The sequence below is a fragment of the Sphaerisporangium perillae genome (assembly GCF_023276435.1).
In the GTDB taxonomy this organism is placed as follows: domain Bacteria; phylum Actinomycetota; class Actinomycetes; order Streptosporangiales; family Streptosporangiaceae; genus Sphaerisporangium; species Sphaerisporangium perillae.
Map to the genome: position 1 here is coordinate 190,985 of NZ_JALLPO010000006.1, position 25,975 is coordinate 216,959.

At 72.2% G+C, this 25,975-nt stretch carries 24 protein-coding genes and 1 riboswitch; of the genes, 14 read left to right on the forward strand and 10 right to left on the reverse strand.

The genetic code is table 11. From position 1 onward, the window contains the following. Positions 1–8: 8 nt before the first annotated feature. Positions 9–2,069 carry a DUF6421 family protein gene (locus tag MYF83_RS07995; RefSeq protein WP_248959551.1) on the reverse strand — a complete coding sequence of 687 codons (2,061 nt, stop codon included), beginning with the start codon at positions 2,067–2,069 and terminating at the stop codon, positions 9–11. A gap of 305 nt (positions 2,070–2,374) precedes the next feature. On the opposite strand from MYF83_RS07995, the gene MYF83_RS08000 reads away from it, so the two are divergent. Beyond that, entirely contained in the window at positions 2,375–3,085 is a 711-nt protein-coding gene (locus MYF83_RS08000; RefSeq protein WP_248959552.1) for a hypothetical protein, read from the forward strand. Here the strand turns inward: MYF83_RS08000 and MYF83_RS08005 are convergent. After that, positions 3,025–3,687, reverse strand: coding sequence for a response regulator (locus tag MYF83_RS08005; RefSeq protein ID WP_248959553.1), 663 nt, complete (start codon positions 3,685–3,687; stop codon positions 3,025–3,027). The genes MYF83_RS08000 and MYF83_RS08005 overlap by 61 nt on opposite strands. Positions 3,688–3,983: 296 nt before the next feature. Between MYF83_RS08005 and MYF83_RS08010 the strand changes: the two genes are divergently transcribed. The 3 genes from MYF83_RS08010 (at position 3,984) to MYF83_RS08020 (ending at position 8,090) form a co-directional block, all read left to right on the forward strand. After that, on the forward strand, positions 3,984–5,636 hold the full coding sequence (locus tag MYF83_RS08010; RefSeq protein ID WP_248959554.1) for a hypothetical protein: 1,653 nt from the start codon (positions 3,984–3,986) through the stop codon (positions 5,634–5,636). A gap of 17 nt (positions 5,637–5,653) precedes the next feature. Further along, a complete protein-coding gene (locus tag MYF83_RS08015; RefSeq protein WP_248959555.1) occupies positions 5,654–7,327 on the forward strand; it encodes a serine/threonine-protein kinase in 1,674 nt (557 codons plus the stop codon). A gap of 88 nt (positions 7,328–7,415) precedes the next feature. Beyond that, positions 7,416–8,090: an AIM24 family protein gene (locus tag MYF83_RS08020; RefSeq protein ID WP_248959556.1), complete on the forward strand. Its 675-nt coding sequence runs from the start codon at positions 7,416–7,418 to the stop codon at positions 8,088–8,090. Positions 8,091–8,151: 61 nt separating this feature from the next. Here the strand turns inward: MYF83_RS08020 and MYF83_RS08025 are convergent, their stop codons facing one another. The 7 genes from MYF83_RS08025 to MYF83_RS08055 all read right to left on the reverse strand — a co-directional run bounded on the left by MYF83_RS08025 (position 8,152) and on the right by MYF83_RS08055 (position 13,849). Beyond that, a complete protein-coding gene (locus MYF83_RS08025) occupies positions 8,152–8,868 on the reverse strand; it encodes an adenosylcobinamide amidohydrolase (RefSeq protein WP_248959557.1) in 717 nt (238 codons plus the stop codon). A 140-nt stretch (positions 8,869–9,008) separates the two neighbouring features. After that, a complete protein-coding gene (locus MYF83_RS08030; protein WP_248959558.1) occupies positions 9,009–9,836 on the reverse strand; it encodes an ABC transporter ATP-binding protein in 828 nt (275 codons plus the stop codon). Then, a complete protein-coding gene (locus tag MYF83_RS08035) occupies positions 9,833–10,030 on the reverse strand; it encodes a hypothetical protein (protein ID WP_248959633.1) in 198 nt (65 codons plus the stop codon). The genes MYF83_RS08030 and MYF83_RS08035 overlap by 4 nt, the downstream gene beginning before the upstream one ends. After that, positions 10,027–11,022 carry a FecCD family ABC transporter permease gene (locus MYF83_RS08040; RefSeq protein WP_248959630.1) on the reverse strand — a complete coding sequence of 332 codons (996 nt, stop codon included), beginning with the start codon at positions 11,020–11,022 and terminating at the stop codon, positions 10,027–10,029. The genes MYF83_RS08035 and MYF83_RS08040 overlap by 4 nt, the downstream gene beginning before the upstream one ends. Before the next feature lie 250 nt (positions 11,023–11,272). Continuing rightward, positions 11,273–12,229, reverse strand: coding sequence for an ABC transporter substrate-binding protein (locus MYF83_RS08045; RefSeq protein WP_248959559.1), 957 nt, complete (start codon positions 12,227–12,229; stop codon positions 11,273–11,275). 46 nt (positions 12,230–12,275) lie between these two features. Next, positions 12,276–12,416, reverse strand: a riboswitch (adenosylcobalamin (AdoCbl) riboswitch). A 121-nt stretch (positions 12,417–12,537) separates the two neighbouring features. Continuing rightward, on the reverse strand, positions 12,538–12,783 hold the full coding sequence (locus MYF83_RS08050) for a hypothetical protein (protein WP_248959560.1): 246 nt from the start codon (positions 12,781–12,783) through the stop codon (positions 12,538–12,540). A gap of 223 nt (positions 12,784–13,006) precedes the next feature. Beyond that, a complete protein-coding gene (locus MYF83_RS08055; protein WP_248959561.1) occupies positions 13,007–13,849 on the reverse strand; it encodes a Gfo/Idh/MocA family protein in 843 nt (280 codons plus the stop codon). 313 nt (positions 13,850–14,162) lie between these two features. On the opposite strand from MYF83_RS08055, the gene MYF83_RS08060 reads away from it, so the two are divergent. The 8 genes from MYF83_RS08060 to MYF83_RS08095 all read left to right on the forward strand — a co-directional run bounded on the left by MYF83_RS08060 (position 14,163) and on the right by MYF83_RS08095 (position 23,372). After that, entirely contained in the window at positions 14,163–15,497 is a 1,335-nt protein-coding gene (locus MYF83_RS08060) for a cytochrome P450 (protein WP_248959562.1), read from the forward strand. Then, positions 15,494–16,447 (forward strand): terpene synthase family protein, encoded by a 954-nt coding sequence (locus tag MYF83_RS08065; protein WP_248959563.1) that lies wholly within the window; start codon positions 15,494–15,496, stop codon positions 16,445–16,447. Before MYF83_RS08060 ends, MYF83_RS08065 begins: the two co-directional genes overlap by 4 nt. Next, a complete protein-coding gene (locus MYF83_RS08070) occupies positions 16,444–18,177 on the forward strand; it encodes a prenyltransferase/squalene oxidase repeat-containing protein (RefSeq protein WP_248959564.1) in 1,734 nt (577 codons plus the stop codon). The genes MYF83_RS08065 and MYF83_RS08070 overlap by 4 nt, the downstream gene beginning before the upstream one ends. Before the next feature lie 207 nt (positions 18,178–18,384). After that, entirely contained in the window at positions 18,385–20,766 is a 2,382-nt protein-coding gene (locus MYF83_RS08075) for a sensor histidine kinase (protein WP_248959565.1), read from the forward strand. Between the two features lie 89 nt (positions 20,767–20,855). Then, positions 20,856–21,284 carry a roadblock/LC7 domain-containing protein gene (locus MYF83_RS08080; RefSeq protein WP_248959566.1) on the forward strand — a complete coding sequence of 143 codons (429 nt, stop codon included), beginning with the start codon at positions 20,856–20,858 and terminating at the stop codon, positions 21,282–21,284. Further along, positions 21,281–21,670 carry a DUF742 domain-containing protein gene (locus MYF83_RS08085; protein WP_248959567.1) on the forward strand — a complete coding sequence of 130 codons (390 nt, stop codon included), beginning with the start codon at positions 21,281–21,283 and terminating at the stop codon, positions 21,668–21,670. The genes MYF83_RS08080 and MYF83_RS08085 overlap by 4 nt, the downstream gene beginning before the upstream one ends. Next, entirely contained in the window at positions 21,651–22,256 is a 606-nt protein-coding gene (locus MYF83_RS08090) for a GTP-binding protein (RefSeq protein WP_248959568.1), read from the forward strand. Before MYF83_RS08085 ends, MYF83_RS08090 begins: the two co-directional genes overlap by 20 nt. Positions 22,257–22,547: 291 nt before the next feature. Beyond that, a complete protein-coding gene (locus MYF83_RS08095) occupies positions 22,548–23,372 on the forward strand; it encodes an aldo/keto reductase (RefSeq protein WP_248959570.1) in 825 nt (274 codons plus the stop codon). Positions 23,373–23,428: 56 nt separating this feature from the next. Here the strand turns inward: MYF83_RS08095 and MYF83_RS08100 are convergent, their stop codons facing one another. After that, on the reverse strand, positions 23,429–24,352 hold the full coding sequence (locus MYF83_RS08100) for a LysR family transcriptional regulator (protein ID WP_248959571.1): 924 nt from the start codon (positions 24,350–24,352) through the stop codon (positions 23,429–23,431). Positions 24,353–24,423: 71 nt separating this feature from the next. Between MYF83_RS08100 and MYF83_RS08105 the strand changes: the two genes are divergently transcribed. Next, a complete protein-coding gene (locus MYF83_RS08105; protein ID WP_248959572.1) occupies positions 24,424–25,311 on the forward strand; it encodes an SDR family NAD(P)-dependent oxidoreductase in 888 nt (295 codons plus the stop codon). Positions 25,312–25,537: 226 nt separating this feature from the next. After that, positions 25,538–25,966, forward strand: a complete 429-nt coding sequence (locus tag MYF83_RS08110; RefSeq protein WP_248959573.1) for an ATP-binding protein — start codon at positions 25,538–25,540, stop codon at positions 25,964–25,966. Positions 25,967–25,975 lie beyond the last annotated feature (9 nt).

Consider the following 25,975-nt stretch of genomic DNA (forward strand, 5'->3'; position numbering starts at 1 on the left):
CGAGTTGCTCACGCGCGGATCCCCTTCGTTCCCTCGATGACACCGGAAAGCTTACGTCGCAGGGCCTCGTAGAACATGCTCAGGGGGAACTCGTCGGGCAGGACGGCGTCCACCACGGCCTTCGGGAAGCCCTCGACCGGCAGCGCCTCGACGCCGCGATGCCACACCGACGCGGGGTGCGGCTCGACGTAGGTGGCCACGAGCTGGTGGGCGGCGAGCCAGTGCGCCAGCTTGGAGCGGTCGATGCCGTCGCGGTAGAGCTTTTCGACCTCGCCGCGCAGGTCGGCGACGCAGTCGGCGACCCGGTCCCAGTCGATGGACAGCCGGTTGTCGGTCCAGCGCACGACGTCGTTGCGGTGCAGGTAGGCGAACAGGAGCTGGCCGCCGAGCCCGTCGTAGTTGCGCACCCGCTCGCCGGTGATCGGGAAGCGGAACAGCCGGTCGAACAGCACCGCGTACTGGACGTACCGGGCGTGCGGCACGCCCTGCTCCTCCAGCTTCACCGCCTCGCCGAACGCCGTCAGGTCGCAGCGCAGCTCCTCCAGCGAGTACAGCCAGTAGGGCATGCGCTGCTTGATCATGAACGGGTCGAAGGGCAGGTCGCCGTGGCTGTGGGTGCGGTCGTGCACGAGGTCCCACAGGACGAAGGTGTCCTGGGCCAGCTCCTGGCTCTGCAGCAGGCGTGCGGCGTCCGGCGGGAGGGCGAGCTTGAGGGTGTCGGCGGCGGCGCGGCTGACGCTGCGGAAGCGGGCGGACTCGCGGTCGCAGAAGATCGCGCCCCAGGTGAACCGCGGCGGGGCCTCGCGTACGGCGACGGTCTCGGGGAAGAGCACCGCGCTGTTGGTGTCGTAGCCGGCGGTGAAGTCCACGAAGGCGATCGGCACGAACATCGGGTTGTCGTAGCGTTCCCGCTCCAGCGAGGCGAGCCATTCCGGCCACACCGTGCGGATCCAGACCGCCTCGAGGTTGCGATCGAGGTTGCCGTTCTGGGTGTACATCGGGAAGACGACCAGGTGCTCGAGCCCGTCGACGCGCTGGGTGTCGGGGTGGAAGGCGTTCAGCGAGTCGAGGAAGTCGGGCACGCCGAAGCCGCCGTCCTGCCATTTGCGCAGGTCCGCGACCACGGTGGCGAGGTAGTCGCCGTCGTGGGGGAACAGGGGCGCGAGCTTCTCGACGCCCGCGGCGACGCGCTCGACGATGGGGCCTGCGGTCGCGGCGTCGGCGACGGATCCGTTCTTGGCGGTGAGCGGGCGCAGCTCCTCGACGGCGGCCTTGAGCTCGGCGAAGGCCGGGGCGATCTCGCGGGCGCCGCCGCCGGGCGCCGGGACGCGGGCGGCCCAGGTGACGACGTTGCCCCACAGGCGGGCGTGCCGGAGGTCGCCGATGGAGTCGTCGCCGAACAGGTCGGAGTCGGCGAAGACGACCACCCGTCCCTCGCCGTGACGCAGTGCCACGGCGAGGGCGCGCTGCGCGGGGTCGGCGGTGGGCGAGGTCTCGAACAGGACGGTCGCCCCGGCGGGCGGGCTCAGCACGCCCGCGCGGTAGAAGCACGCCTCGCGCGCGCCGGCCGTCAGGTCGTCCCCGGCGGCGGGCACGGGGCGGCCGAGCACCCAGGTGGCCACGCCGTTGTAGGAGTTGCCCGGGTCCTGGACGGTGGTGTGCTCGATCCCCACGCCGAAGCGGGCGAGCAACTCGGCCAGGTTGTTGCCGTACTTCTCCTGCTCGCACTCCGCGAGCACGATGAGGCCGCCGCCCGCGGCGACGTACCGCTCGATGGCGTCGAGCTCCTCGGCGGGGAACGCGGGGCTGCCGAGCCCGGTGGTGCGCTCCCAGCGGTCGCCGGAGGGGTGGGCGATGACGAAGACGTCATGGGCGTTCAGCACGCCGGGCGTGAGGGGGCCCTCGGTGTGCGCGGTGACGGTCTGCCCGAGGCGGCGCAGGGTTTCGGCGGCGCGCGCGTAGCTGTTGTCGTCGGGGTGCGCCGGGTTCATCGACTCGGCGGCCTCGCGGCGGATGGTCCAGGACTCGTTGTGCGCCTCGTCGAACAGCACCCGCGGGAACGCTCTCATATCGCCCCATCCCTCCGTATAGCGAAATATCTCCGTCAACGTCCACTTATGTACGAAAAATATACACGCACGCCCCCCTCCAACGGGAAACCCGTCACAGCGGCGGGCGGCGGGCGAGGACGGTTCCGTCAGGCGGTTCCGCCGGGCGGCGGACGGCGGATCCCCCGGCCGACGGACGATGCGCGTGCCCTCACGCCCGTACCGTCCACGTCGGCACGGTGCGAGACCGTGCCCCGCCCCGTCCCTCCGCTCCCCCGCCGCCCTCACCGCGCCGGGCGGGCCCGCCCCCCATTTGAGGAAGCGAAATGCTCAAGCTCTCCGATTCGATCGACTTCCGCCGGTCGCTGACCGGCGTGGGGCTGATCCTGTCCGCCACCTTCCAGCTCGCCGCCACCCTCGTCGACCCCGGCACCTGGGGCGACGACCGCGAGGCCGTGTCGTTCGGGCAGAACCCGGCCCTGGCGCAGGTCGAGTCGGCGCTCTACCACTGGAGCTGGGTGCTGCTGCCGCTGGCCGCGATCGGCCTGCTGCACGTGCTGCGCAAGCGCGCGGTCATCCTCGGCCACATCGCCGGCGTCGTCACGGCGCTCGGGTTCGTCAACCTGGCGGGCCTGCTGATGTCCGACCCCATCGACTGGTGGCTCGGGCAGCACTACCCCGCCGAGCAGGCCACGAAGATCTCCGAGGAGATCTTCAGCCTCCCCGGCCTGGTCTTCACCTGGCAGATCCCGTGGGTGTTCTTCCCGCCCCTCGGCGTCATCCTGCTGCTGGTGGCCCTGTGGCGCGGCGGCTTCGCGCACTGGTGGCTGCCGGTCGCCGGCGCGGTGGCCTGGCTGTCGCCCTACGCCCTGCCGTACGGCCCGCTCGCGCTGATCTGGAGCGGCGGCAACCTCGTCGTCTTCGGCTACCTCGGGGTCAAGGTGCTGCGGATGGGCAACGAGCGCTGGGCCTCCTACTACCCGGCCTCGACGCCCGGCCGCACGACGCCCGACTCGTACGCGAACACCACCGCCTGAGCCCGGTCGCGCAGGTGCAGCTTCATCAGCACCCGGGCCACGTGGGTCTTCACCGTGGCCTCCCCGACGAAGAGCTCGGTCGCGATCTCGGCGTTGGTGAGACCACGGGCCAGGTGGCGCAAGACCTCCAGCTCGCGCGGAGTGAGCTCGGCGAGCCGGGGCGGCCGGACGGGCTCGTGCCGGCCGGCGAAGGAGGCGATCACCCGGGTGGTGATGGCCGGATCGAGCAGGGCGTCACCGGCGGCGACCACCTTGATGGCCTCCACCAGCTGCTCCGGCGGGGACACCTTGAGCAGGAACCCGCTGGTGCCGGCCCGCAGGGCGGCGTAGAGGTTCTCGTCGGTGTCGAAGGTGGTCAGCATGATGATCTTCGGCGGGTTCGGCGAGTCGAGGAGCCGGCGCGCGGCGGACAGGCCGTCCATCCTCGGCATCGAGATGTCCATGAGGACGATCTCGGGAAGGAGCCGGCGGGCGACGCTGACGGCCTCCAGCCCGTCGCCGGCCTCGCCGACGACCTCCATGCCCGGCTCGGACTCCACGACCAGGCGGAGCCCCGCGCGCACCATGGCCTGGTCGTCGGCGACGACGATGCGGATGGTCATAACAGGACTCCTCCGGAGGTCGGAAAGCATGCGCGGAAGCGCCGTCCCCACCGGGAAAGGAGGGTCGTCACCGCCACAGCCTGGACATTAATGTCTGTCCGCCGCCCGCGATACGCCCGATGAGAGACGCTCAAGTCGTCTGCAAGTGGCCCCCAAGTCCGATCAAGATCCATAACGCGCTGTCGCAGGTCGTTCAACGACCGATTGCAAGTCCATGACGGCCGCCTTCGGAGCCTTGAACGGTGGTCCCCGCGCTGAGACTCTGGAATCACACTGATCCGGAACAGGAGGCGGAGATGCCCCGCCTGTACCACCTCATTGCGGGGTTAAGCGCTCTCGGATCGCTCGCCCTCCCCATGCACCCCCACCCGACCGGCTCGACCGACCGGGTCACCCCTGGAACGGTCCGCGTGGAGGCGAAGGTCCACGTGAGCATCAACCTGCTCGACGACCGAGGCGTCATCCAGCAGGTGGTCCGCGAGTACGACACCCCGGTCGGCACCGGCAGCGGGTTCACCGTCTCCCCCGACGGCGTCGTGGTCACCGCGACCGGCGTGGTGCGATCAGGCAAGGACCCGAGCGTCTACGCCGCCAACCGGGTCTTCGCCGAGTACTTCAAGGTCAAGATCCCGGCGGACTTCTCCAAGCACAAGCTGAAGGACCCCGACCTCAACGGCCGCCTGCAGAGGTGCTACCCGCCGCAGCGGCAGGACTCCACCTGCATCGCCTCGGCCGCCACCCTGGTCACGGTGTTCCCCTACGCCGACCCGCCCACGCCCGAGGGGTACCCCGCCGAGCTGCTGCACGCCGGCACCTCGCCCGGGGCGCCCGCCGTGCTGAAGCTCACCAAGGGCGGCGAGGACGGCACACTGCCGACGGTGCCGCTCGGCACGACGCTCGGCAGCGGCATCGAGTCCGTGGACACCATCGGGCTGCCCACCCGGCCGAGCGCCAAGTCGCCGCCGAAGGTCGAGACCGCCCACCTCGACCCGCCCGGCGGACGCACCTTCAAGCCGGCCGAGCGCGCCAAGCTGAACGCGTTCCTCAAGAACGACGGCGACGGCGGCGCCGTGATCGACGACGGCAAGAGCGAGGTCATCGGGTTCGTCACCGGAGCCGGCGGCACGGCGGCCACGCTGACGCCGGTGGACGACGTCCGCGCGGCGCTGGTCGCGGCCGACGTGACCGCCCGCCGGGGCCCGGTCGACGTGGTCTACGAGACCGCGCTCGCGCCCTACCACAACAAGTTCTACGCCAACGCGATCCCCGTGCTCGAGCAGGTGCTGAGGCTGCGCCCCGACCACGCCGTGGCCCAGGACCACCTGCGCTTCGCCCGGGCCAACCGGGCCGGCACGCCCTCCACCGGCCAGACCAAGGCCCCGGCCGCCCAGAAGGTCGCCACCGGCCTGTCACCGCTGCTGCTGACCTCCATCGGAATCGTCGCCGCCGCCGCCGTGGTCGCGACCACCGTGCCGCTGATGCTGCGGCGGCGCCGGCGGGCCGGCGGCGAGGCCGCCGGCGGCACGGCCGAAGCGGTCCCGGTGGTCTCCGGAGCCTCCACCTGGCCACCCCGCGGCACCCAGACGATGGAGGCCGTGCCCTCGGGAGGGTCGTTCCCCTCCTACCGGCAGGCGCCGGACCGCGGGCACGGCACGGGCCCGTCGCCGGTACCGGTCGCCGCACCAGGAGCCACGGGAGGCATTGGAGGCATGGCCGCCGCACCGGGAACGGAGCCGGGCGCGCCGGAGTCCCGGCCACCCGTGCCGGCGGCGGGCGGCGGCCCGGACGGCAGAGGGGCGAACGGCGTCCCGGACGCCAGGGCGGCGGCCGGCGCTCCCGAGCACGCGGCCGGCGGGCAGGGGCAGGTACAGTTCTGCACCCAATGCGGCATGCGCCTCGGCAAAGCCCACCGCTTCTGCGGCTTCTGCGGCAGCCCGGTCGACCAATGAGCGAGCAGGGATTCTCGATGCCTCCACTGATCGGCGCCCAGGTGGCCGACTACCTCGTCGAGGCGGTCGTCGGGCGCGGAGGCATGGCCACGGTCTACCGTGCCCGTGACCGCCGCCTCGGCCGTGCCGTCGCGTTGAAGGTCCTCGCGCCGCAGCTCTCACAGGACCAGCGCTTCCGCGACCGGTTCGTGCGGGAGTCGCGCCTGGTGGCGGCGGTCGACCATCCCAACATCATCCCGATCTACGAGGCGGGCGCGAGCGGCGACCTGCTGTTCATCGCGATGCGGTACGTCGAGGGCTCCGACCTGCGCAAGCTCATCCAGGGCAGCGGCCCGCTGCCGGTGGCCCGGGCCTACCGCCTGTTCTCCCAGATCGCCTCGGCGCTGGACGCCGCCCACCAGCAGGGCCTGGTCCACCGGGACGTCAAGCCGGCGAACATCCTGGTCGCGGACGGCTCCGACCGGGACCCCGAGCACGTCTACCTGACCGACTTCGGGCTGACCAAGAGCACCTACTCCGAGGCGGGGCTCACCAGCCACGGCCACTTCATGGGCACGCCGCGCTACGTCGCCCCCGAGCAGATCCGCGGCCTGCCCGTGGACGGGCGCAGCGACCTGTACGCGTTCGCCTGCGTCGTGTACGAGGCGCTGAGCGGGCTGCCGCCGTTCCAGCGCGACACCGAGCTGGCCCTGCTCTATGCGCACGTCTCCCACGATCCGCCGCCGCTCACGCCCTACCGGCCCGACCTGCCGCACTCGGTCAACCAGGTGATGAGCCGCGCCCTGGCCAAGTCACCGGCGGAGCGGTACGCCACCTGCCGCCAGTTCGTCGCCGCCCTCCGGGACGCGATCAGCGCCGAGGACCAGCCCACGGGCCTGCAGGAGGGACGGCCTTCCTGGGCGGCGCCTCCGGGGACGCTCGACACCGCCGGGCCGTCCTCGCACCCCACCGGCTCGATGGACCAGATGGCGCCCACCACGTCGATCCGCTCGCCGGCGCCGGTGGCGTCCGCCGGGCAGTCCTCCCTCGGGCCGCCCACCCGGGCCGGCACCGCGCGGCCCGCCGGGAAGCGGCGGTGGCCGATGGGCGCGCTCATCGGCGCGGGCGCCGTGCTGGTCTCGATCGCGGTCGCCGCGACGCTCCTGTTCAACCAGGGAGCGGCCCCGGTGGGCTCCAAGAGGTACCCCGGGACCACCGCCGCGCCGATTTCGTTCGAGTACCCGGGCGGATGGGAGGCCCGTACGCACGCCGACGAGTACGTGATCGTCTCCCCGGCGGCGCCGGACTTCGACACGCTCTTCTCCGTGCCGATCGCCTCGGACTGGGCCGCGGTCAACGCCCTGCTCACCGCCCATCCCGAGCAGGCGACGGGCATCTTCGCCGAGGTCAACGACACCATCACCACCTCCGACGCGCCCGAGACCCTCAAGCGCAGCCTGAGCTTCGTGCTGCCCGGCCCCGCCGACTTCGCCTCGGCGCTCACCACGGCCACGGTGGCGGGCAAGCCCGCGTTCAAGCTGACCGGCGTGGTGAACGACCCCACCCAGCAGGGACGCCTGGACCTGGTCGTCTACATCGTCGGACGAGGGCAGGGACAGCCGGTCGTCCTCATGGCCTTCTTCTGCCCACCGGGCAAATGCGACCAGTCAATGATCGACAACGTCCTCGGCAGCGTCCGCTTCACGTCGTAGACGTCCCCGCTCGTGCTGCGGAACTTCCCACGTGTCCTGGTTCGTCACACTGCTTGCACGGATACCGTCGTCGAGAGGCCTCTCCCTGATGCGCAGTTCCTTCTTCGCGAATCTGGACCCCGCCCAGCTTCCCGGGCATTTCGTGGCGCAGAACTCCAAGATGCTCCGGGTCCACCTGCAGGGCGAGGTGCTGGCCAGGCAGGGCTCCATGGTCGCCTTCCAGGGCCAGATGGACTTCGACTACGAGGGCTCCGGCGGCGTCGGGCGGTTCCTGAAGAAGATGGTGACCGGCGAGGGCGCGCCGCTGATGCGGGTGCGGGGGCAGGGCCTGCTGTTCCTCGCGCACGAGGCCGACGACATCCACCTGTTCTACCTGGAGAACGAGGCGCTCACCGTCAACGGGGAGAACCTGCTGGCCTTCGACCCGCAGCTCACCTGGGACATCCAGCGGGTACAGGGGGCCGGCATGGCGACGGGCGGCCTGTTCAACACCACGATCCGCGGCACCGGGTGGGTCGCGATCACCGCGCACGGCACCCCCGTGCTGCTGGACACCGCCCGCATGCCGACGTTCGCGGACGCCCAGGCCGCCGTCTGCTGGAGCTCCAACCTCCAGGTGGGCGTCAACCGCACGGTCAAGCTGGGAGCCCTGATCGGCCGGGGCAGCGGTGAGGCCATGCAACTGTCCTTCAACGGCCCGGGCTTCGTCCTGGTGCAGGCCAGCGAGGGCCCCACCGTACCGGCCCACAACCACGGCAACTGACGCCCGCCTCCCCCCGTCACCGAGGCCTGCCGGGCACCAACACCCGGTCTGTTCCCGCTCGTCACCCGGTCTGTTCCCGCTCCGCACCGGCACCGAGGTTGACCCTGGTCCAGGCGTGTGCGCCGTCGAGGACGGAGCGGTGGACGGCTCTGGCGAGGCGCGCGCCCCAGGTGGATCTCGGGCCGCCGAACAGCTCTTCGGGGCCGCCGGTCCGCGCGGCCACGCAGACGGCGTCCGACGCGGTGCCCGTGCACGCGTACCCCGCCTCGGCCAGCGCCTGGGCCTTGGCCTCCGTCACGGTCATCACCGCGTTGACCAGGGCGGCGTCGCTCATCGCCACCGGCACGGCCACGATTACGTTGATCGTCCCCGGGGCGGGGCAGGCCGGGCGGGGCACCCGGTCGCCGGGCTGAGGGTCGAGCCGCTCGGGGCGCAGTTCGGGGTCGGGGACGCCTTCCGGGGAGGCGGCCCAGGTGGGGACTCGAAGGCCCACCGTCGCCACCGCCTCCACTCCCCCGTCCTCCGCACGGGTGTAATGGGCGACGGAGGCCGCCGTCATCATGGCCACCCCCCGCCCGGACGGCGCGAGCTCGAGCAGGTGGTCGACCGGGTCCATCCGGGAGTACGCGCCCACGACCTGCGCGTTCAGCACCCACTCGGCGGGGCCGATGCCGCCGCCCACCATGGCCGAGGAGATCGTCCGCCACCCGGGGCCGAGCTCCCACAGGAGCGACGCCAGGCGAGCGCCGTCCTCGTGCCGGTGGCTCAGGGACAGCATGGATCCTCCTCGGGGGACGGGGTTCCGGAAGCGTACAGACTCGGGGAACGGTCCGGGGCACCGGCTCGGGAAACGAGCCCGCACATCGGATGAGGGGACGAGCCGGCGCAGCGGATCAGGGGACGGGCCGGCGCAGCGGCTCAGGAGGGGGCCGGGGAGCCGTGTGCCAGGTCGGGCGGCATGCGGGAGCCGTCCGCGGGGCGGACCAGGTTGACCAGGGGGCGGCCGTCCTTGCCCTGCTCGACGCGGACGTGCGCGCCGAAGGTGCGGGCGAGCAGCGGCTCGGTGAGCACCTCCTTGACCGGGCCCGAGGCGACCGGGCGGCCGCCGTCGATCAGCAGGATCGTGTCCGCGTATTGGCCGGCCAGGCTGAGGTCGTGGACGGTCGTCACGATCGTCAGGCCGTCGGCGAGGCGGAGCCGGTCCACCAGCTCCAGCACCTGCTGCTGGTGGCCGAGGTCGAGCGCCGTCGTCGGCTCGTCGAGCAGCAGGACGGGAGCCTGCTGGACGAGCGCCCGGGCGAGCACGACCCGCTGGCGCTCCCCGCCGGACAGGTGGCCGAGCGGCCGGGCCGCCAGCGCGGTCAGGTCGAGGCGTTCCAGCACCGACTCGGTGACCTCGCGGTCGTGCCGGCCGTCCCTGCCCAGGTAGGAGATGTAGGGCGTGCGCCCCAGCAGGGCGTACTCCGCCACGGTGAGGCTGGGCGGGAGCAGGGGGTTCTGCGGGGCGTAGGCCATCAGCCGCGCCCGCTGCCGCGGCTTGAGCGCGCGGGCCCGCACGCCGTCGACGAGCACCTCGCCCTGGGCCTCCAGCAGGCCCATCATGGCGCGAAGGAGGGTGGACTTGCCGGCGCCGTTCGGCCCGATCACGGCCAGCCACTCGCCGCGGCCCACTGACAGGCCGACCTCTGACAGCACCGCCCGCCCGCCGAGCGCGACGGACAGGCCGCTCACCTCGACGGAGCTCATGTGCCCACCGCCCCGCGCACGCCCACACCGCTCAGGCGAGGCGAGGTCCCCGTGCCGGTCCCCCCTTCACCGCCGGGAAGGCGCGAGGTGCCGACTCCGGCCACGCCACCGCCCGGCAGGCGCGAGGTGCCGTCTGAGGTGCCGACTCCGGCCACGCCACCGCCCGGCAGGCGCGAGGTGCCGTCTCTGGTCATGCCTCCACCGCCCGGGTGGCGCGGAGGACGCCGACGAAGAACGGTGCGCCGATGAAGGCGGTCACCACGCCGATGGGCAGCTCCGCCGGGGCGAGGACCGTGCGGGCGACCAGGTCGGCGAGCACCAGGAACGCCGCCCCCGCCAGCAGCGACACCGGGAGGACCACCCGGTACGAGCCGCCCGCGAGGCGCCGCACGACGTGCGGCACGACGATGCCGACGAACCCGATCAGCCCGCTGACCGCCACCGCGGACGCCGTGGCCAGCGACGCCGCGCACAGGACGGCGAGCCGGACGCGCGCCGCGTTGACCCCGAGGCTGACCGCCTCGTCGTCCCCCACGGACAGCACGTCGAGCAGCCGTCCGTGGGCGAGCAGGACGGCCGTCGACACCACGGCGTAGGGCGCGATCAGCCAGACCTGCGACCAGTCGCCGCCGATGCCGCCGAGGATCCACGCGTAGATCCGCTGGAGTTCCTCGACCCTGATCTGCTGCACGAACGCCTGCAGGGCCGACAGGAAGGAGGCCACGGCCACCCCGGCGAGCACCAGCGTGGCGGTGCCGCCGCCCCGGGCCGCGGTGTTGCCGAGCGCGTACGCCAGCAGCACGCCGCCGATCGCCCCGACGAAGGCCGCGAGCGGCACCAGCCCGTCCACCTGGACCAGGACGATCACCAGGGTCGCGGTGAACCCGGCCCCGGCGGCGGCGCCGAGGAGGTAGGGATCGGCGAGCGGGTTGCGGAACACGCCCTGGTAGCCGGCCCCCGCCATGGCGAGCAGTCCTCCGACGATCGCGGCCAGGATCACGCGGGGCAGCCTGAGCTGGAAGAGCAGCCCTCGCTCGACCGGGGAGAGCCCCGAGTCGACCGAGACGAACGGCAGGTGGTCTAGCAGCTCGAGCACGATGCCCTTGAGCGAGAGGCCGGCCGCGCCGATCATCAGGCCCGCGAGCAGGCAGACGGCGAGCACGACGAGGGCCACGGCCAGCGCCATCGGCCGCGACCTGCCCGCCGGGATCACGCCGGCCACCGCTCTGGCGCCGTGGTCCGACCTCACGCCGGGTGCCGGCCTCGTTCCGGCCGTCGAGGGCGTGCCGGGGTCCGGAGTCGTCCCAAGGCCGGCGGGCGGGCCGAGGCCGGAGCTCGGTCCGGGCCCCGGGCTGGTGCCGGGGCCCGGAGTCGTGGCGGGTCGCGGACCCGTGCCGGGGTTCAGTTTCGTACCGCGTTTCCGTCTTGTGCCGGTCTCAGCCGGCGGCCTTCTTGACCGCCTGGTCGACGGCCTTGGCGAAGTCGACCACGCGCGGGCCCCAGCGCGAGGCGATGTCGTCGTCGACCTGGATCACCTGGTCCTTCTTGATCGCCGACAGGTCGCGCCAGCCGGGCCGCTTGGCGAGCGTCTCCTTGGACTGGCCGCAGCACTTGGTGTCGGCGAGGAAGATCAGGTCGGGGTCGGCCTTGGCGACGAACTCGCTGGAGAGCTTGGGGTAGCCTCCGGCGGCGTCCGGCGCCTGGTCGGCGATGTTGGTCAGCCCGAACAGCCCGTAGATCTGGCCGATGAACGTGCTGGAGGTCACCGAGTAGGGGGTGCTGTCCAGCTCGTGGAAGTAGCTGAGCTTCTTGTCCTTGGGAGCCGCGGCGGCGAGCTGCTCGATCTGCGCCTTCATGCCCGCGGCCACCTCGTCGGCCTTGGCCTTGTTGCCCGTGGCGGCGCCGAGGTCGGCGATCTCGTCGTAGCTCTCCTCCAGCTTGGTCGCCGCGGGCTCCAGCAGGACCGGGATGCCCACCTTGGTCAGCGCGGCGACGATGCCGCCGGTGTCGTTGGCGAGCACGACCAGGTCGGGCTTCTTGGCGATGATCGCCTCGGCGTTCGGCTTGAACCCCGACAGGTCGGTCTTGGGCGCCTCGGCGGGGTAGGTGGACTGGTCGTCGACGGCGATGACCTGCGGTCCGGCGCCGATCGCGAACAGGCTCTCGGTCGAGCTGGGCGAGAGCGACACGATCTGCGTGGGCTTCCCGGCGATGGTGACCGGGCCGTTGCCGGCCTGGACGGTGACGGGGAAGCCGGCGGCCTGGGAGGAGGCGGCGGGGGTGGGGGCGGCGGAAGCGGAGGCGGTGTCTGTGGTGCCGCTGGACTGGCCGCATCCGGCCAGTGTCAGCGCACCCAGTAACGCGCCCGCCAAGGCCGTGCGTACGGGCCTCACGAGGGGTTCCTCCAGTTGCCGGGAAATCGAGGGACCCGCGGGATTGACGGATCACCCTTTTCCACGAGGGTTGATTGCGTCGGCGCGGCATGCAGGCGACCTGGCTCGACCCGAGGGGGTCTCACAGTTGCGGGACAGCGCCGGAATCACACCGGACTTCGCTGCACGCTGCGCGTCAGAGGAACGGTATCAACCCGCCGCCGGACGGGATACGACGGGGCGGTGAGGCTCCACAGTGGTCCGCGGCCGGGCCCGCCCGGATCGTCCGCGGAACGCCACCTCCCGGCGCTCCGGGGCGCGCCCGGCGATCATCCCCATCTCGCCGCCTTCTGGTAGGGGTCGGCGTTCCCCAGCGCCATCTTGATGATCTCGTCTATGCCGTCGTCGGCGTATTCGTCCGGAAGCGCGAGTTCAAGGTGTGCGAAGAGCGTCCGGACCTCCTCCGTCGTCGGCGCCGCCGACAGCGGCAGGTCCTTGGCCCGCTGCAGGCGCAGCCTGCGCGTCTGCTGGAAGGAGGCGTGCAGTTCGGTGGCCCAGCAGTCCAGAGCGAGCATGTCGCCCGTGAGCACCGTGGCGGGGAAGTCCGGTCCTCGCTGGGTGATGAACAGATACCGGGACGACAGCTCGTAGCGGAACGTCTCATGGCCGTCCAGATCTCGGGTGCGCGTGTGATCCGGTGTCCCCTTACAGGCGGTGCCCGGCCATGGTCTCCGGCTGCCGACCTGAGCATGCGGGCCTGTTCCCTGCCGTGCGCACGCATCCGTGGCCGGGCGGGCTTCAGGCGAGCTGGGACTCGGCGGCGGCGATGATCTCCTGGAGGCGGAGGCCGTGGCGGGCGTCGAGGGGGTGGCCGCCGCCGCGGCGCACGGTCTGGGCGAACTCGGCGACCATGTCGGGGAAGACGTCGTAGCCGAGGTCGCCGCCGTCGAGGACCTCGGTTCCCTCGCGGCCGAACACGGCCACGTGCGAGGAGCCGTGCTCCAGGCGGGCGGCCATGGTCAGCGACGCCTCGCTGACCGCGCCGCTCTGGTGCTCCACCATCAGGCCGACCCAGCCGAGGGTGTGCCCGTGGGCGCGGATGCCGGTGATCGGCCCCAGCGCGGCGTCCAGCATGTCGATCATGTGCGGGCCGACGTCGAGGATGGCTCCCCGCTCCTGCCGCCACGGGGAGTCGATGGTGTGCAGGGCTCCGGAGATGTTGAGCGCGTACCCGCCGAACGGCTGGATGGCGCGCACGCGCTCGAGGAACGCCTTGGTGGCGGCGGAGTAGCGGAAGGTGAGGACCATCTGGGAGGCCACGCCGGACTCGCCCACGGCGTCGGCCAGGCGCCGGGCGCCGTCGAGGTCGGCGGCGAGGGGCTTCTCCAGCAGCAGCGCCTTGCCGGCCTTGGCCGCCAGTACGGCCAGCTCGGCCTGCACCCCGGGCGGCACGCAGAAGGCGACGGCCTCGCAGACGTCGAACAGTTCCTCGATGCGCTCGTAGACGGGGACTCCGAGGCGGGCGGCGGCCCTCGGCCTGCGGGCCCAGACGCCGGCGAGCCGCGTATGGGGGCCGGCGGCGAGGGTCGGGGCGTGCACGGCCTCCGCCCACGGTCCGGCTCCGATCAGACCTACCGACACTGGCTCCACGGCGCTCAGCTCCCCGACGTATCCCGTCAATCGTGGCGAGACTAGCTCAGGTGGCACCCGTCTCGCGGCATCTCCGGACCACCGCTCGGGGTGCGGAGGCGCCCGTCGTGCATCGGACATGGCAGTGATGGCCATTTGCGGACAAACGCCCGACATGTTGACAGAAAGGCTTGCTATGAGTCAGGTGATCGTGATAGTTCATTGATCACGTACCGCTTTGCCACGAGAGTAGCCGATTGTCGCATTCGCGGCTCTTGTCCGCTCCGTGTACCGGGCAGTCGCAGTGAGTCAGGAAGGTATCCGTATGTCCCCGATGATGGCGAGGATCGTCAGGGATCCCGTGAACGGTCTCGCCGACGCCGGGATGCGGGCCCGCGGCGGGATCGTCCGGTTGAAGCTGGGCCCGTTCCGCCCCTACCTGGTCACCCACCCCGACCACGTCCAGCACGTCCTGCGCGGCGGCTTTCCGAAATACGCGCGCCAAGGCATGTTCTGGCGGCCGCTGAACCGCCTGCTCGGCGACGGCATCCTGGGCGACGGCCCCGGCTGGGAGTCGAGCAGGAAGATCCTGCAGTCGCTCTTCACCGCGCAGTACATCGCCTCGCTGGCCGGCACGATCGCGAAGACGATCGACGAGCGGGTCGCGGAACTGGACGGCGCCGCGCGCTCGGGCGCGCCCATCGACGCGGCGCGCGAGATGGCCGCCATCGTCAACCAGAGCGTCGTGCGGGTCCTGTTCGGCGACCGGGTCTCCCGCCAGGACAGCGAGCGCCTCATATCCGCCTACCACACTGCCGACGCGGCGGTCACGTTCCGGCTGCTCACGCCCTTCATGCCGTACTGGTTACGCCTGCCGGGCGACCGGGCCTTCATGGACGCCGTGGCCACGATCGACGACGTGGTGTTCCCGGTGATCCACCGAGCCAAGGACGGCTCGCGGGCCGATGACGGCGTCGACGTCGTCTCCGCGCTCTGCCGCCCGGACGCCGACGGCCATCGCCGCGACGACCGGCGGATCCGCGACGACCTGGTCAGCGTCTACGCGGCGGCCTCGGAGACCACGGCCACCACGCTCACCTGGCTCTGGCCGGTGCTGGACGCCCATCCCGAGGTGGCCGCCCGGCTCTACGCGGAGATCGAGGAGGTGGTCGGGGACGGACCGGCCCTCCCCTCGCACGTCCCGGAGCTGCGCTACACGAAGATGGTGCTCCAGGAAGTGATGCGGCTGTACCCGGCGGGCTGGCTGTTCCCGCGCATGGCCGTCGAGGCGGACGAGATCGGCGGGACCCGGATCAAGGCCGGGTCGATGGTGCTGATCAGCCCCTACGCCACCCACCGGCTCGAGGAGTTCTGGGACCGGCCCCTGGAGTTCGACCCTGAGCGCTTCTCCCCCGACGTCCCGCGGCGCCGGCACCGCTACGCGTACTTCCCGTTCGGCGGCGGCCCGCACCAGTGCCTCGGCCAGCACCTGTTCCACATGGACGCGCCGCTCATCGTGGCCGCCATCCTTAACCGGTTCCGCCCCGCCCCGCTCGGCGGCGGGCCCTTCACCCCGGCGCGCACCGCCTTGCTGCGCCCGCGTGGCACGGTCGGCCTGCGACTGCGGCCCGTACCGCGCGCCGCCCGAGGGCTGCGATGACGGCCGGCGCCGTGAACGACACCGGCGGTCCCGTTCCCCTCTCCCGCTCCGGCGGTCGCCCCGCCGTCGCCGTCGCCGCCGCGGCCGATCCGTGGCCGGACGCCACGCGGGCCGGGACGATCAGCGCGGTCGCCGGGCAGTCCCAGCGGCACATGCAGGAGTGGCTGGCCGAGTACCCCGGGCTGTTCTCCGCCGAGCCGTTCGACGCGGCCCTGTCCAGCACCCTGTCCCTGGCCATGGCCTTCAGCGGGCCGTGGTTCGGCGCGGCGCAACTGCGCATGGCGAACAAGGCGTGCCTGTGGGCGTTCGGGCTGGACTGGCTGGTGGACTACGTCGCCACCTCGGCCCGCGAGGTGGACGACATCGCCCGCCGGTGCCTGGCCGTGGCCGACGGCGCCGACCCGGTGCCCGGTGACGATCTCACCCGCTTCCTGTCCGACATGCGCGAGGAGCTCACGGCGGCGCCCGCGTTCGCCACCCTGGGTCCGGTCTGGCGGGCGGAGCTCGCGCGCATGCTGGAGGGGATGCGCCGGGAGCGGGAGTGGCGCGACTCGGACGTGACCCCCTCCTTCGAGGAGTACCTGGAGAACGCCGACAACCTCGGCTTCTCCTTCGCCTTCACCTCCCACCTCATCCACACCGGCGGGCTCGCGAGCACGTGGGACCTGCCCCGGGTTTGGGAGGCGAGCCGGGCGGTGCAACGAGTGGTCCGCCTGCTGAACGACCTCGGAACCTACGAGCGGGACGTGAAGTGGGGCGACCTCAACGCCCTGATGCTCGGCGTGACGCGCGAGGAGGTGGACCGGCACATCGCCGGGCTCGCCCGCCACAGCCGGGAGCTGATCGCCCCGCTCCGGGCGGCCCACCCGCACGTCGCCGGATATCTGGAACGCCAGATGGACTTCTGCGCGGGCTTCTACCGGCTGGCCGACTACTGGGGCTCCTTGTGAACCCGCACGACCTGACCTCGTCCATCGGTGCTCCGCAGGCCGTGGACGTGGCCGCCGAGGCGGGAGCGTTGCTGGCCGGGCTGGTCGCGCGGCCGTGGGGCGACTCCTCGCCCTCGGTGTACGAGACCGGGCGGCTGGTCGCTCTCGCCCCCTGGCTCGCCGGGCACCACGAGCGGCTGGAGTACCTCATGGGCACCCAGCGACCGGACGGCGGCTGGGGCCCGCACGCCGACTACAGCCTGGTCCCGACGCTGAGCGCGACCGAGGCACTGCTCGCCGAGCTCGTCCGGTGCGTCCGCGGCGCGGCGAACGCACCGGACGTCCACGTTCACCAGGGTGTGCCGATCCTCCCGGCGGTCGCCGCCTGCGCCGGGAGGGGGCTGCGCGCGCTGTTCCGGTGGTCGCGAGCACCCTCCGCCGCGCGGCTTCCCGACCTGCCGGCGATCGAGCTCATCGTGCCCTCGCTGGTCGCCTCGGTGAACCGCCGCCTCGACGATCTCGGCGATACTCCCCTTGCGGAGACGCCCTCCGTGGAGGGGCCGGGCACGTGGGCGGGGTTTCCGCGGCTGCCACTGCCGGAGGGGCTGGACGGCGGGCCGCTGGAGCGGATCCGCTCGCGCCTGAGGTCGGGCGCCCCGCTGCCGGAGAAGCTGCTGCACGCCTTGGAGGTCGCGGGCGAGGCGGCGTTCCAGGCCCCCGCGGTGCGCCCCACCCCGGCCGGGACGGTGGGAGCCTCCCCGGCGGCCACCGCCGCGTGGCTCGGCGGTCTCGGGGCCCTGGATCCCGAGCATCCCGCGCGGATCCACCTGGAGGCCGCGGCGGCGCCGTACGGCGGGCCGGTGTCATGTGCCGTGCCCATCAGCGCGTTCGAGCGGAGCTGGGTGCTGAGCTGGCTGGTCCGGGCCGGCGTCCCGGTCACCGTGCCGGACGAGCTGGTGGCGAGCCTGTGCGACGGGCTCGGCCCCGCGGGGCTGCCGGCCGGTCCGGGGCTGCCCTCGGACGCCGACACCACTTCGGTCGCGCTGTACACGCTGGCGCTGCTCGGCGAGCCGCGCGAGCCCGACAGCCTCTGGAGCTTCCACGCGGGCACCCACTTCTGCACGTGGCAGGGCGAGCAGGGATCCTCGACGACCGTCAACGCCCACGTGCTGGACGCGTTCGGGCAGTACGTGGTGGCGCGTCCCGGCGCGCGGGCACGCTACCAGGACGCCATGGCGGCGCTCTCGGGCTGGCTGCGCGACCGGCAACGCGCCGATGGGAGCTGGCAGGACCGCTGGCACGCCTCGCCGTACTACGCGACGGCGTGCTGCGCGCTGGCGCTCGACGGGTTCGGCGGCGCGGAGTCGCGTGAGGCCGTCCGGCGCGCCGTGCGCTGGGTGCTGTCCACGCAGCGGGCCGACGGCTCCTGGGGCCTGTGGCGCGGGACGGCCGAGGAGACCGCGTACGCGGTGCAGCTCCTGCTGCTGACCAAGGAGGACCCGGCCGAGGCCCTGAGGGAAGCGGTCCGGAGGGAGGCCGTGGCGCGCGGTCGCGCTTACCTGCTCGGGTCGGCGCGACCGGGGGCGCCGGAACGGCCGGACGATCCGCCGATGTGGCACGACAAGGATCTCTACCTGCCGGTGGCGATCGTGAAGGCGGCCGTTCTCGGGGCGCTCCACCTCGCCCAGCGCGACCTCGCGGTCCCGGCACATCGGGATTCACTCGTCGGTAAACATGAGGCTCCTTCTTAAAAGGGGGAATCAAACTGGACATCTTTCCAAATATGACACTTGCCAGTCGTCGGCTTATTTCCTATCGTGCTAGGGTTCCTCAGGGTGTTGCGGTCATATACCGCCCTGCCACGTGATACGGCGTCGTATAACGACATAGCTCCACAAATTTCGTTATTAGCCGTGAACGGTTGAGGCGGGTTCCTGACTTTCGCCAGGGATGGAGTTATGCGCTTCCGAAACCCGCGTGTCCAGACCAAGGTCACGGCGCTGATCGTGTCACTTGTCGCCCTCTGGGGCTTCGCAGCGTGGGTGACGTTGCGCGAAGGGCTCAACGTCCTATGGGTGTCCACCCTCGACTCGGGCGTCGCCCAGCCCGCCGAACGGGTGCGGGCCGAGCTGCAGCGGGAGCGGCGGCTCACCGTCACCCTGCTCGCCGACCCCTCCGGCTCCCGGCAGCGCGGCGCCCTGGCGGCGCAGCGGTCCAAGACCGAGAGCGCGATCGCCGCCTTCCGCCGGCAGGCCACCGACCCCGGCGTGCGGCGGGCGGCGGGCGATCCGCTGAACCGGCGCATCGACGAGGCCTACCGGCAGCTGCAGGTCCTCGCTCCCCTGCGCAAGCAGGTGGACGCCGGGAGGGTGGACCGCGTCCGCGCCGCCACGACGATCACCCAGGTCATCGACTCCCTGTACCGGATCTACGACTCGATGGCCACCCTGGACGACGCCGGGTTCGCCAAGGACACCCGCACCTTCATCGAGCTGAGCCGGGCGAACGAGCTGCTGTCGCAGGAGGACGCGCTGGCCGCCGGCGCCCTGGCTGCGGGCGGTCTCACGGGGGCCGACCAGTCGATGTTCACCCAGACCGTGGGCGCGCAGCGGTTCTTCATGGCCAAGGCCGCGGCCGAGCTGCCTCCCGCCGACCGCGCCTCCTACGACCGGCTGGCGAAGAGCGAGCCGTTCGACCGGCTGCGCCGCCTTGAGGACCAGCTCATCTCCTCCGCGGGGCCGGAGGTGCTCTCGATCGACGCGGAGCGCTGGAAGGCCGCCACCGGACAGGTCCTCACCCGCGTCGACCAGCTCATCGAGTCCGGCGGTGACGCGCTGGTCGAGCGCGCCACCCCCATCGCGGCCGGCGTCATCGCCCGCCTGGCGCTCGCCGGCGGCCTCGGGCTGCTGGCGGTCATCGCCTCCATCGTCCTGTCCATCACCACCGCCCGCGCCCTGGTGCGGCGGCTGGAGGAGCTGCGGGCCGCCGCCCTCGAACTGGCCGCCCGGCGGCTGCCGGGCGTGGTGGAGCGCCTGGGCCGAGGTGACGATGTCGACGTCGCGGCCGAGGCGCCGCCGCTCGCGGTGGGCAACGACGCGATCGGCCAGGTCGGCCAGGCGTTCAACACCGTCCAGGAGACCGCGATCCGCGTCGCGGTCGAGCAGGCGGAGCTGCGGCGCGGCTACCGGGGCATCCTGCTCAGCCTGGCGCGGCGCACCCAGTCGCTGGTCCACCGGCAGCTCGCCATCCTCGACGCCATGGAGCGGCGGGAGACCGAGCCGGGCGAGCTGGCCGACCTGTTCCGCGTCGACCACCTGGCCACCCGCATGCGGCGCAACGCCGAGAACCTCATCGTCCTGTCCGGCGCCTCCCCCGGCCGCGCCTGGCGGCGCTCGGTGCCGATGGTCGACGTGGTACGCGGCGCGCTCGCCGAGGTGGAGGACTACACCCAGGTCACCATGATGCCCATGGGCGAGGCGGAGCTGGCGGGACGGGCCATCGGCGACGTCATCCACCTGCTCGCCGAGCTGATCGAGAACGCGGTCTCCTTCTCGCCGCCGTACGCGTCCGTGCAGGTCAGCGGCCAGGAGGTCGCCAGGGGCTACGTCGTCGAGATCGAGGACCGCGGTCTTGGCATGCCCTCCGAGGAGCTGGACGCCGCCAACGCGCGCATCGCCGACCCGCCCGAGTTCAAGCTGACCGGCACGCCGCGGCTCGGACTCTTCGTGGTCAGCCGCCTGGCGGCGCGACACAGGATCCAGGTCACGCTGAAGGCCTCTCCGTACGGCGGCACGACCGTCGTGGTCCTGATACCGCGCGAGCTGATCGAGTCCGACAACGACCCCGAGATCGGGCCCGCGACCGGGCCCCTGCCCGCCGTCCTGCCCGAGGCCGCGCCACCGGCCGGCCCGCCGGAGTCGCGGCACGGCAGGCACGGCATGACCGAGGAGGTTTCCGTGTGGGCCGGCGATCGCGAGGAGGAGCGGCCGCCCCTGCTGACGGCGGTCCCGCTCTGGAAGGAGATCCCCGTCCCCGAACGGGCCCCCGCCCAGCCGCTCCCGCCCGACCCGCCCGACCCGGAGCCCGGCTACACGCCGTCCGGCCTGCCTCGCCGCGTCGCGCAGGCGCACCTGGCCCCCGAGCTGCGCGAACAGCCGCCCTCACCCCCGGCCGGCCAGGAGGCGGGCGGTGACGACGGGCTCTCGCCGGAGGAACTGCGACGGCTCATGGGCTCCTTCCAGAGCGGCACCGAGCGCGGCCGGTCCGAGGCCGCCAGGATGCCGCGCCGGCCGGCGGGCGCCCCGATCCGGGAGGACGAGCCGCCGACCCCGCCCCAGTGACCCGGCGAGCCACCGTGTTCCAGGTGAACGCCGGAGATCGTGTACCCGACTTAGTGAACCGTGTGAGCCGGTAAAGAGGACAGCGAGTGATGCAAAGGACGAGTTCCCCCGCCGACCTGGCCTGGTTGCTCGATGACCTGGTCACGCGGGTGAGGGAAGCCGAGCACGGGATCGTTCTCTCCACCGACGGCCTGCTCCTGGCCGCCTCGCGGGGTCTCGGCCAGGCCGACGCCGAGCACCTGTCCGCCGTGGCGGCCGGGATCCAGAGCCTGGCCCAGGGGGCCGGCGAGCGGTTCGAGGGCGGAGCCGTACGGCAGACCATCATCGCGATGCAGTCGGCGTACCTGGTGGTGAGCGTGGCGGGCGAGGGCGCCTGCCTGGCCGTCCTGTGCGCCCACGACGCCGACGTGGGCCTGGTCGCCTACGAGATGGCCATGCTGGTCGAACGCGTCGGCCAGTACCTCACCGCCCCCGCCCGATCGGAGAACGCCCCCACCAGACAGGAGGGCGCCACATGACGCACCTCTCCGACGACCCCGCCGAGGAGCAGTGGCTCGACGACGAGGCCGGGCGCATCGTCCGCCCGTACGTCATGACGCGTGGCCGCACCGAGCCGAGCCGGGGCAAGATCGACCTCATCACCCTCGTGGTGACCACGAAATCGGTGTCCCCGGCCGAGCCCGGTCTCGGCCCGGAGCATCACACCATCGTCAGGCTCTGCGAACGGCCGCTGTCCGTCGCCGAGATCGCCGCCCACCTCGACCTGCCGGCCGGCACCATCCGGGTCCTGCTGGGCGACCTCGCCGACAGAGGGGTCGTCGCCATCCAGGAGCCCGCGCGGGAGACGGACGCTCTCGACCTGGAAACCTACAAGGCGGTGCTCAATGGACTCCGTACGCTCTGAGGGCGAGGCGGCGCGCGTGAAGCTGCCCACGGCGATCAAGATCCTGATCGCGGGCGGGTTCGGGGCGGGCAAGACGACCATGGTCGGCTCGGTGTCGGAGACGCGTCCGCTGCGCACCGAGGAGCTGCTCACCGACCGGGGCTCCGGCGTCGACGACCTGTCGGGGGTGGAGGAGAAGAAGACCACCACCGTCGCCATGGACTTCGGCCGCATCTCCATCGGCGACGCCCACGTGCTGTACCTGTTCGGCACCCCTGGCCAGGAGCGGTTCTGGTTCGTGTGGGACGAGCTGGCGCTCGGCGCGATGGGCGCCGTGGTGATCGCGGACACCCGCCGCCTGGCCGACTGCTTTCCCTCGGTGGACTACTTCGAACGGCGCGGCACGCCGTTCATCGTCGCGGTGAACTGCTTCGAGGGCGCCAGGCGCTACGACGTGGAGGAGATCCGGATGGCGCTCGACCTCGGGCCCGCCACCCCCGTCGTGCTGTGCGACGCCCGGGAGAAGGAGTCGAGCAAGAACGTGCTCGTCACCCTGGTCGAGCACGCCATGCGGACCCGCGCCCCCGCCCAGGAGCCCGTGGGCTGACGGACCTCTGCGAGGTCTGTCCCGGTGACGCCCAGGAGCCCCATGGCCCGCTGAACGTCGTGCGGGCCCGCGACACGAATACCCACGCTGGATGCGGGCGTTTGCAATAGGCGGCGTACGCAACTACCGTCGCTGCGATGTAACGCCGCGCGCGATCTGGCGGGAAGATGCGGCCGCGGCGCATCACCGCTCTTTACCTGTATGAGCGGTTCATCCCGCCGCTTAATGGGGAGTTCAACCGGCGCGCACGCGTCCCCGAAGATCTTCGAAGCGACCAGTTAGGCGATGACCATGTCACCCGTACCCGAAATCACGCTCAACAACGACGTGCGGATACCGCAGCTCGGTTTCGGGGTCTTCCAGATCCCGGAGGCGGAGACCGTCGCCGCCGTCACCACGGCCCTGGAGACCGGCTACCGCAGCATCGACACCGCCGCCATCTACGGCAACGAGCGGGGCGTCGGCCTCGCCCTCGCCAAGTCCGGCCTGCCACGCGAAGAGGTCTTCGTCACGACCAAGCTGTGGAACAGCGCGCAGGGCTACGACTCCGCGCTCGCGGCCTTCGAGGAGAGCCTGGCGAGACTCCAGCTCGCATATCTCGACCTGTACCTGATCCACTGGCCCACGCCGGCCAAAGACCGCTACCTCGACACCTGGCGGGCCTTCGAGAAGCTGTACGCCGACGGCCGGGTGCGCGCCATCGGCGTGTCCAACTTCCAGCCGGCCCACCTGCGGCGGCTGATGGACCACTGCGAGGTCGTCCCCGCCCTGAACCAGATCGAGCTGCACCCCTACCTCCAGCAGGCGGAACTGCGCGGCTTCCACGCCGAGCACGGCATCGCCACCGAGGCCTGGAGCCCGCTCGCGCAGGGCGCGCTCCTGGCGGACCCGGTGATCACCTCGATCGCCGGACGGCACGGGAAGACCCCCGCCCAGGTGGTCCTGCGCTGGCACATCCAGCTCGGTAACGTCGTCATCCCCAAGTCCGTCACCCCTGAACGCATCCGCGAGAACTTCGACATCTTCGGCTTCGCGCTCACCGGCGACGACATGGCAGCGATCGCCACCCTCGACAGAGGCACCCGCACCGGCCCCGACCCCGACGCCTTCAACTGACGGCCCGAGCAAGCGGCCACCAAGGAGGCCGGCACATCCGGCCGGGCCGGGGAGAGCTACATCGGCGTGGCCGCGTCGAGCGCCGCGGCGCGCAGGGCGTCGGCGAGGTGGGCGACCGGCTCCGTCAGCGGGTGCGGGAGCCGGGCAAGGATGATGCGTCGCTGCTCCTGCGGGCCGCCGCGCACCGCCAGGATCCGCACTCCTTGGGGCGCCGCGGGCGCGAGCGAAGGGGCCACGGTGGTCACTCCGCATCCGGCGGCGACCAGGTGCAGCTTGGCCAGCCAGTCGCGGGCGGTATGCGCGATCTCGGGTCGCTCGTCCAGCCCGGGCCAGACCCCCATCAGCGTCTCCTCACCGGAGGAAGGGCCGGCGATCCAGCGCTGGCCACGCAGGTCGGCGATGTCGACGAAGTCACGCCGGGCCAGCGGATGGGTGGCGGGCACCGCCAGGCACAGGCTGCGCTCGGTCAGCGTCCGCAGTACCAGCGCCGGCGACTCGGCGTCGGGCGGGCGGAACGGCGGCGACGAGGCCAGCAGCGCGAGATCGACGGTGCCGGCCCGCAGCGCGCGGACCAGCGCGGGTGTGCTGCCCTCCCGGCTGGTGACCGTGATGGCGGGGTGGGTGCGGCGCAGCGCGGCGATGGCCCGGGGCAGCAGGACGGCGCCCGCGCTCGCGAACCAGCCGACCCGCACCGTCCCGGCCTCGGCGGGCAGGCCGGCGAGCTCGCGCGCCGTGGCGCTGAGCTGGTCCAGCACCGTCGTGGCCCGGCGCAGCACCACATGCCCGGCGGCGGTCAGCCGCACCCCGTCGTGGCGCCGCTCCAGCAACGGCGCCCCCGCCGCCCGTTCGAGCGTGGCTATCTGGCGGGACACCGCGGACTGGGTGTAGCCCAGCGCGGCCGCCGCCGAAGTGAACGTGCCTCGCTCGGCCACCTCGCGGAAGACCCGCAGCGCGGTGAGCGAGACGTTCGTGAAGTCCATGAGTTCAAGGCATAGCAGGTGTGCGTAACTTTCGCTGGCCGCATGGCCCGGACCTTCCTAGCCTGGGCGGCATGGAATCCGCGCGTATCGCCCTGGTCACCGGGGCCAACAAGGGAATCGGCTTCGCACTCGCCGAAGGGCTGGCCGCCCGGATGGGCCCGGACGACCTGGTGCTGCTCACCGGACGCGACCCCCGGCGGGTCGCGGACGCCACCGCACGTGCCGCCAAGTCCCCCGGCACCAGGAGCAGGGTGGAAGGCCGGGTGCTCGACGTCGCCGACGCCGGCGCCATCGCCGCACTGGCCGCCGAACTCGGCGAGCGCCACGGGGGTGTGGACATCGTGCTGTCCAACGCCAGCGCCCTGCTCACCCCTGACCGGCCGCAGTCCGAGCAGACCGACGAGTTCATCGACGTGGCCAACGGCGCCACGCACGCGATCTTGCGCTCGTTCGGCGCGGTGCTGCGTCCCGGCGGGCGGCTCATCGTCGTGGCCAGCTCGCTGGGCACGCTCGGCCACCTGAATCCCCGGCTCCGGCCGCTGTTCGACGGCGCATCGCTCGACGAGGTGGAGAAGGCCGTCGAATCCTGGCGCGCCGCCGTCCACGCCGGGACGGCCGAGGAACAGGGCTGGCCGCGCTGGCTCAACGTGCCGTCCAAAGTGGGCCAGGTCGCCGCGGTGCGGGCGGTGGCGGCGCGGCGGCGGGCAGGCGACCTGCCGCACGGCACCCTGATCGCGGCGGTCTGCCCCGGGCTCGTGGACACCCCGCTGTCGCGGCCCTGGTTCAGCGACTTCAGCCAGGCCCGGACGCCGGCACAGGCCGCGCGACCCATCCTCGACCTGGTGCTCTCCGAACGAATCGACTCGGTGTTCTACGGCGAACTCGTCCGTTTCGGCCGCGTGCTGCCCTGGCACGGCGGGACGCCTCCACAGGACCAAGAGCGACTGCTCATCCCCTGACCGCCCCGGACTTCGCCCTCCGCCGCTGCGACCCGTCGACCCGGCCGGCGCGGAGCGCTCGTGGGCCCTCTCCACGCCCCTGCCGGCCGACGTCGGCCGACGATGACACTGCTGCCCGTTCGTTGCTGTTTGACATCGAATCGCCGATATCGTCGTCCTCGCCGAACACCCCAAACGTGGACAGAGTATGGTCATCGACGTCATAACGCCACGGACGAGGAACAGCATGATCGGCAATCCGGACGGTCACCGCGCCGCGTACTGGGACATTCCCCGGGATCTGACGATCCTCGCGGACGTGCGCACCATGATCCGGCAGACGCTGACCACCTGGGAGCTCGCCGGAGCGGGTGAGCTGACCGACGACATCGTCTTGGCCACGACCGAGGTGCTGAGCAACGCCGTCCTGTACGGCCTGCCGCCGATCGAGTTCACCCTGCGGATGTCCGGAGAGACGCTGTGCGCGGAGGTCACCGACCACGGCGCCGGACGCCCCGAGCGGACGGCCGGCGACGATGACGAATCCGAGCACGGCCGGGGCCTGACCATCGTCGAAGCCCTCAGCGACGAGTGGGGCGTCCAGCCCTCTCCCGAAGGCTCCGCCAAGACCGTCTGGTTCCGGAAGAGATGCTCCCACCTGGAGCCCGCGACCTGACCTCCGGCG

What these genes read in the sequence shown, in the direction of transcription:
- MYF83_RS08065 (WP_248959563.1), top strand. Translation starts at nt 15,494, where the DNA reads ATGACGGCCGGCGCCGTGAACGACACCGGCGGTCCCGTTCCCCTCTCC.
- MYF83_RS08010 (WP_248959554.1), top strand. Translation starts at nt 3,984, where the DNA reads ATGCCCCGCCTGTACCACCTCATTGCGGGGTTAAGCGCTCTCGGATCG.
- MYF83_RS08110 (WP_248959573.1), top strand. Translation starts at nt 25,538, where the DNA reads ATGATCGGCAATCCGGACGGTCACCGCGCCGCGTACTGGGACATTCCC.
- MYF83_RS08040 (WP_248959630.1), bottom strand. Translation starts at nt 11,022, where the DNA reads ATGGCGCTGGCCGTGGCCCTCGTCGTGCTCGCCGTCTGCCTGCTCGCG.
- MYF83_RS08005 (WP_248959553.1), bottom strand. Translation starts at nt 3,687, where the DNA reads ATGACCATCCGCATCGTCGTCGCCGACGACCAGGCCATGGTGCGCGCG.
- MYF83_RS08030 (WP_248959558.1), bottom strand. Translation starts at nt 9,836, where the DNA reads ATGAGCTCCGTCGAGGTGAGCGGCCTGTCCGTCGCGCTCGGCGGGCGG.
- MYF83_RS07995 (WP_248959551.1), bottom strand. Translation starts at nt 2,069, where the DNA reads ATGAGAGCGTTCCCGCGGGTGCTGTTCGACGAGGCGCACAACGAGTCC.
- MYF83_RS08075 (WP_248959565.1), top strand. Translation starts at nt 18,385, where the DNA reads ATGCGCTTCCGAAACCCGCGTGTCCAGACCAAGGTCACGGCGCTGATC.
- MYF83_RS08020 (WP_248959556.1), top strand. Translation starts at nt 7,416, where the DNA reads ATGCGCAGTTCCTTCTTCGCGAATCTGGACCCCGCCCAGCTTCCCGGG.
- MYF83_RS08025 (WP_248959557.1), bottom strand. Translation starts at nt 8,868, where the DNA reads ATGCTGTCCCTGAGCCACCGGCACGAGGACGGCGCTCGCCTGGCGTCG.
- MYF83_RS08015 (WP_248959555.1), top strand. Translation starts at nt 5,654, where the DNA reads ATGCCTCCACTGATCGGCGCCCAGGTGGCCGACTACCTCGTCGAGGCG.
- MYF83_RS08105 (WP_248959572.1), top strand. Translation starts at nt 24,424, where the DNA reads ATGGAATCCGCGCGTATCGCCCTGGTCACCGGGGCCAACAAGGGAATC.
- MYF83_RS08085 (WP_248959567.1), top strand. Translation starts at nt 21,281, where the DNA reads ATGACGCACCTCTCCGACGACCCCGCCGAGGAGCAGTGGCTCGACGAC.
- MYF83_RS08100 (WP_248959571.1), bottom strand. Translation starts at nt 24,352, where the DNA reads ATGGACTTCACGAACGTCTCGCTCACCGCGCTGCGGGTCTTCCGCGAG.
- MYF83_RS08095 (WP_248959570.1), top strand. Translation starts at nt 22,548, where the DNA reads ATGTCACCCGTACCCGAAATCACGCTCAACAACGACGTGCGGATACCG.
- MYF83_RS08080 (WP_248959566.1), top strand. Translation starts at nt 20,856, where the DNA reads ATGCAAAGGACGAGTTCCCCCGCCGACCTGGCCTGGTTGCTCGATGAC.
- MYF83_RS08060 (WP_248959562.1), top strand. Translation starts at nt 14,163, where the DNA reads ATGTCCCCGATGATGGCGAGGATCGTCAGGGATCCCGTGAACGGTCTC.
- MYF83_RS08035 (WP_248959633.1), bottom strand. Translation starts at nt 10,030, where the DNA reads ATGACCAGAGACGGCACCTCGCGCCTGCCGGGCGGTGGCGTGGCCGGA.
- MYF83_RS08000 (WP_248959552.1), top strand. Translation starts at nt 2,375, where the DNA reads ATGCTCAAGCTCTCCGATTCGATCGACTTCCGCCGGTCGCTGACCGGC.
- MYF83_RS08090 (WP_248959568.1), top strand. Translation starts at nt 21,651, where the DNA reads ATGGACTCCGTACGCTCTGAGGGCGAGGCGGCGCGCGTGAAGCTGCCC.
- MYF83_RS08050 (WP_248959560.1), bottom strand. Translation starts at nt 12,783, where the DNA reads ATGCTCGCTCTGGACTGCTGGGCCACCGAACTGCACGCCTCCTTCCAG.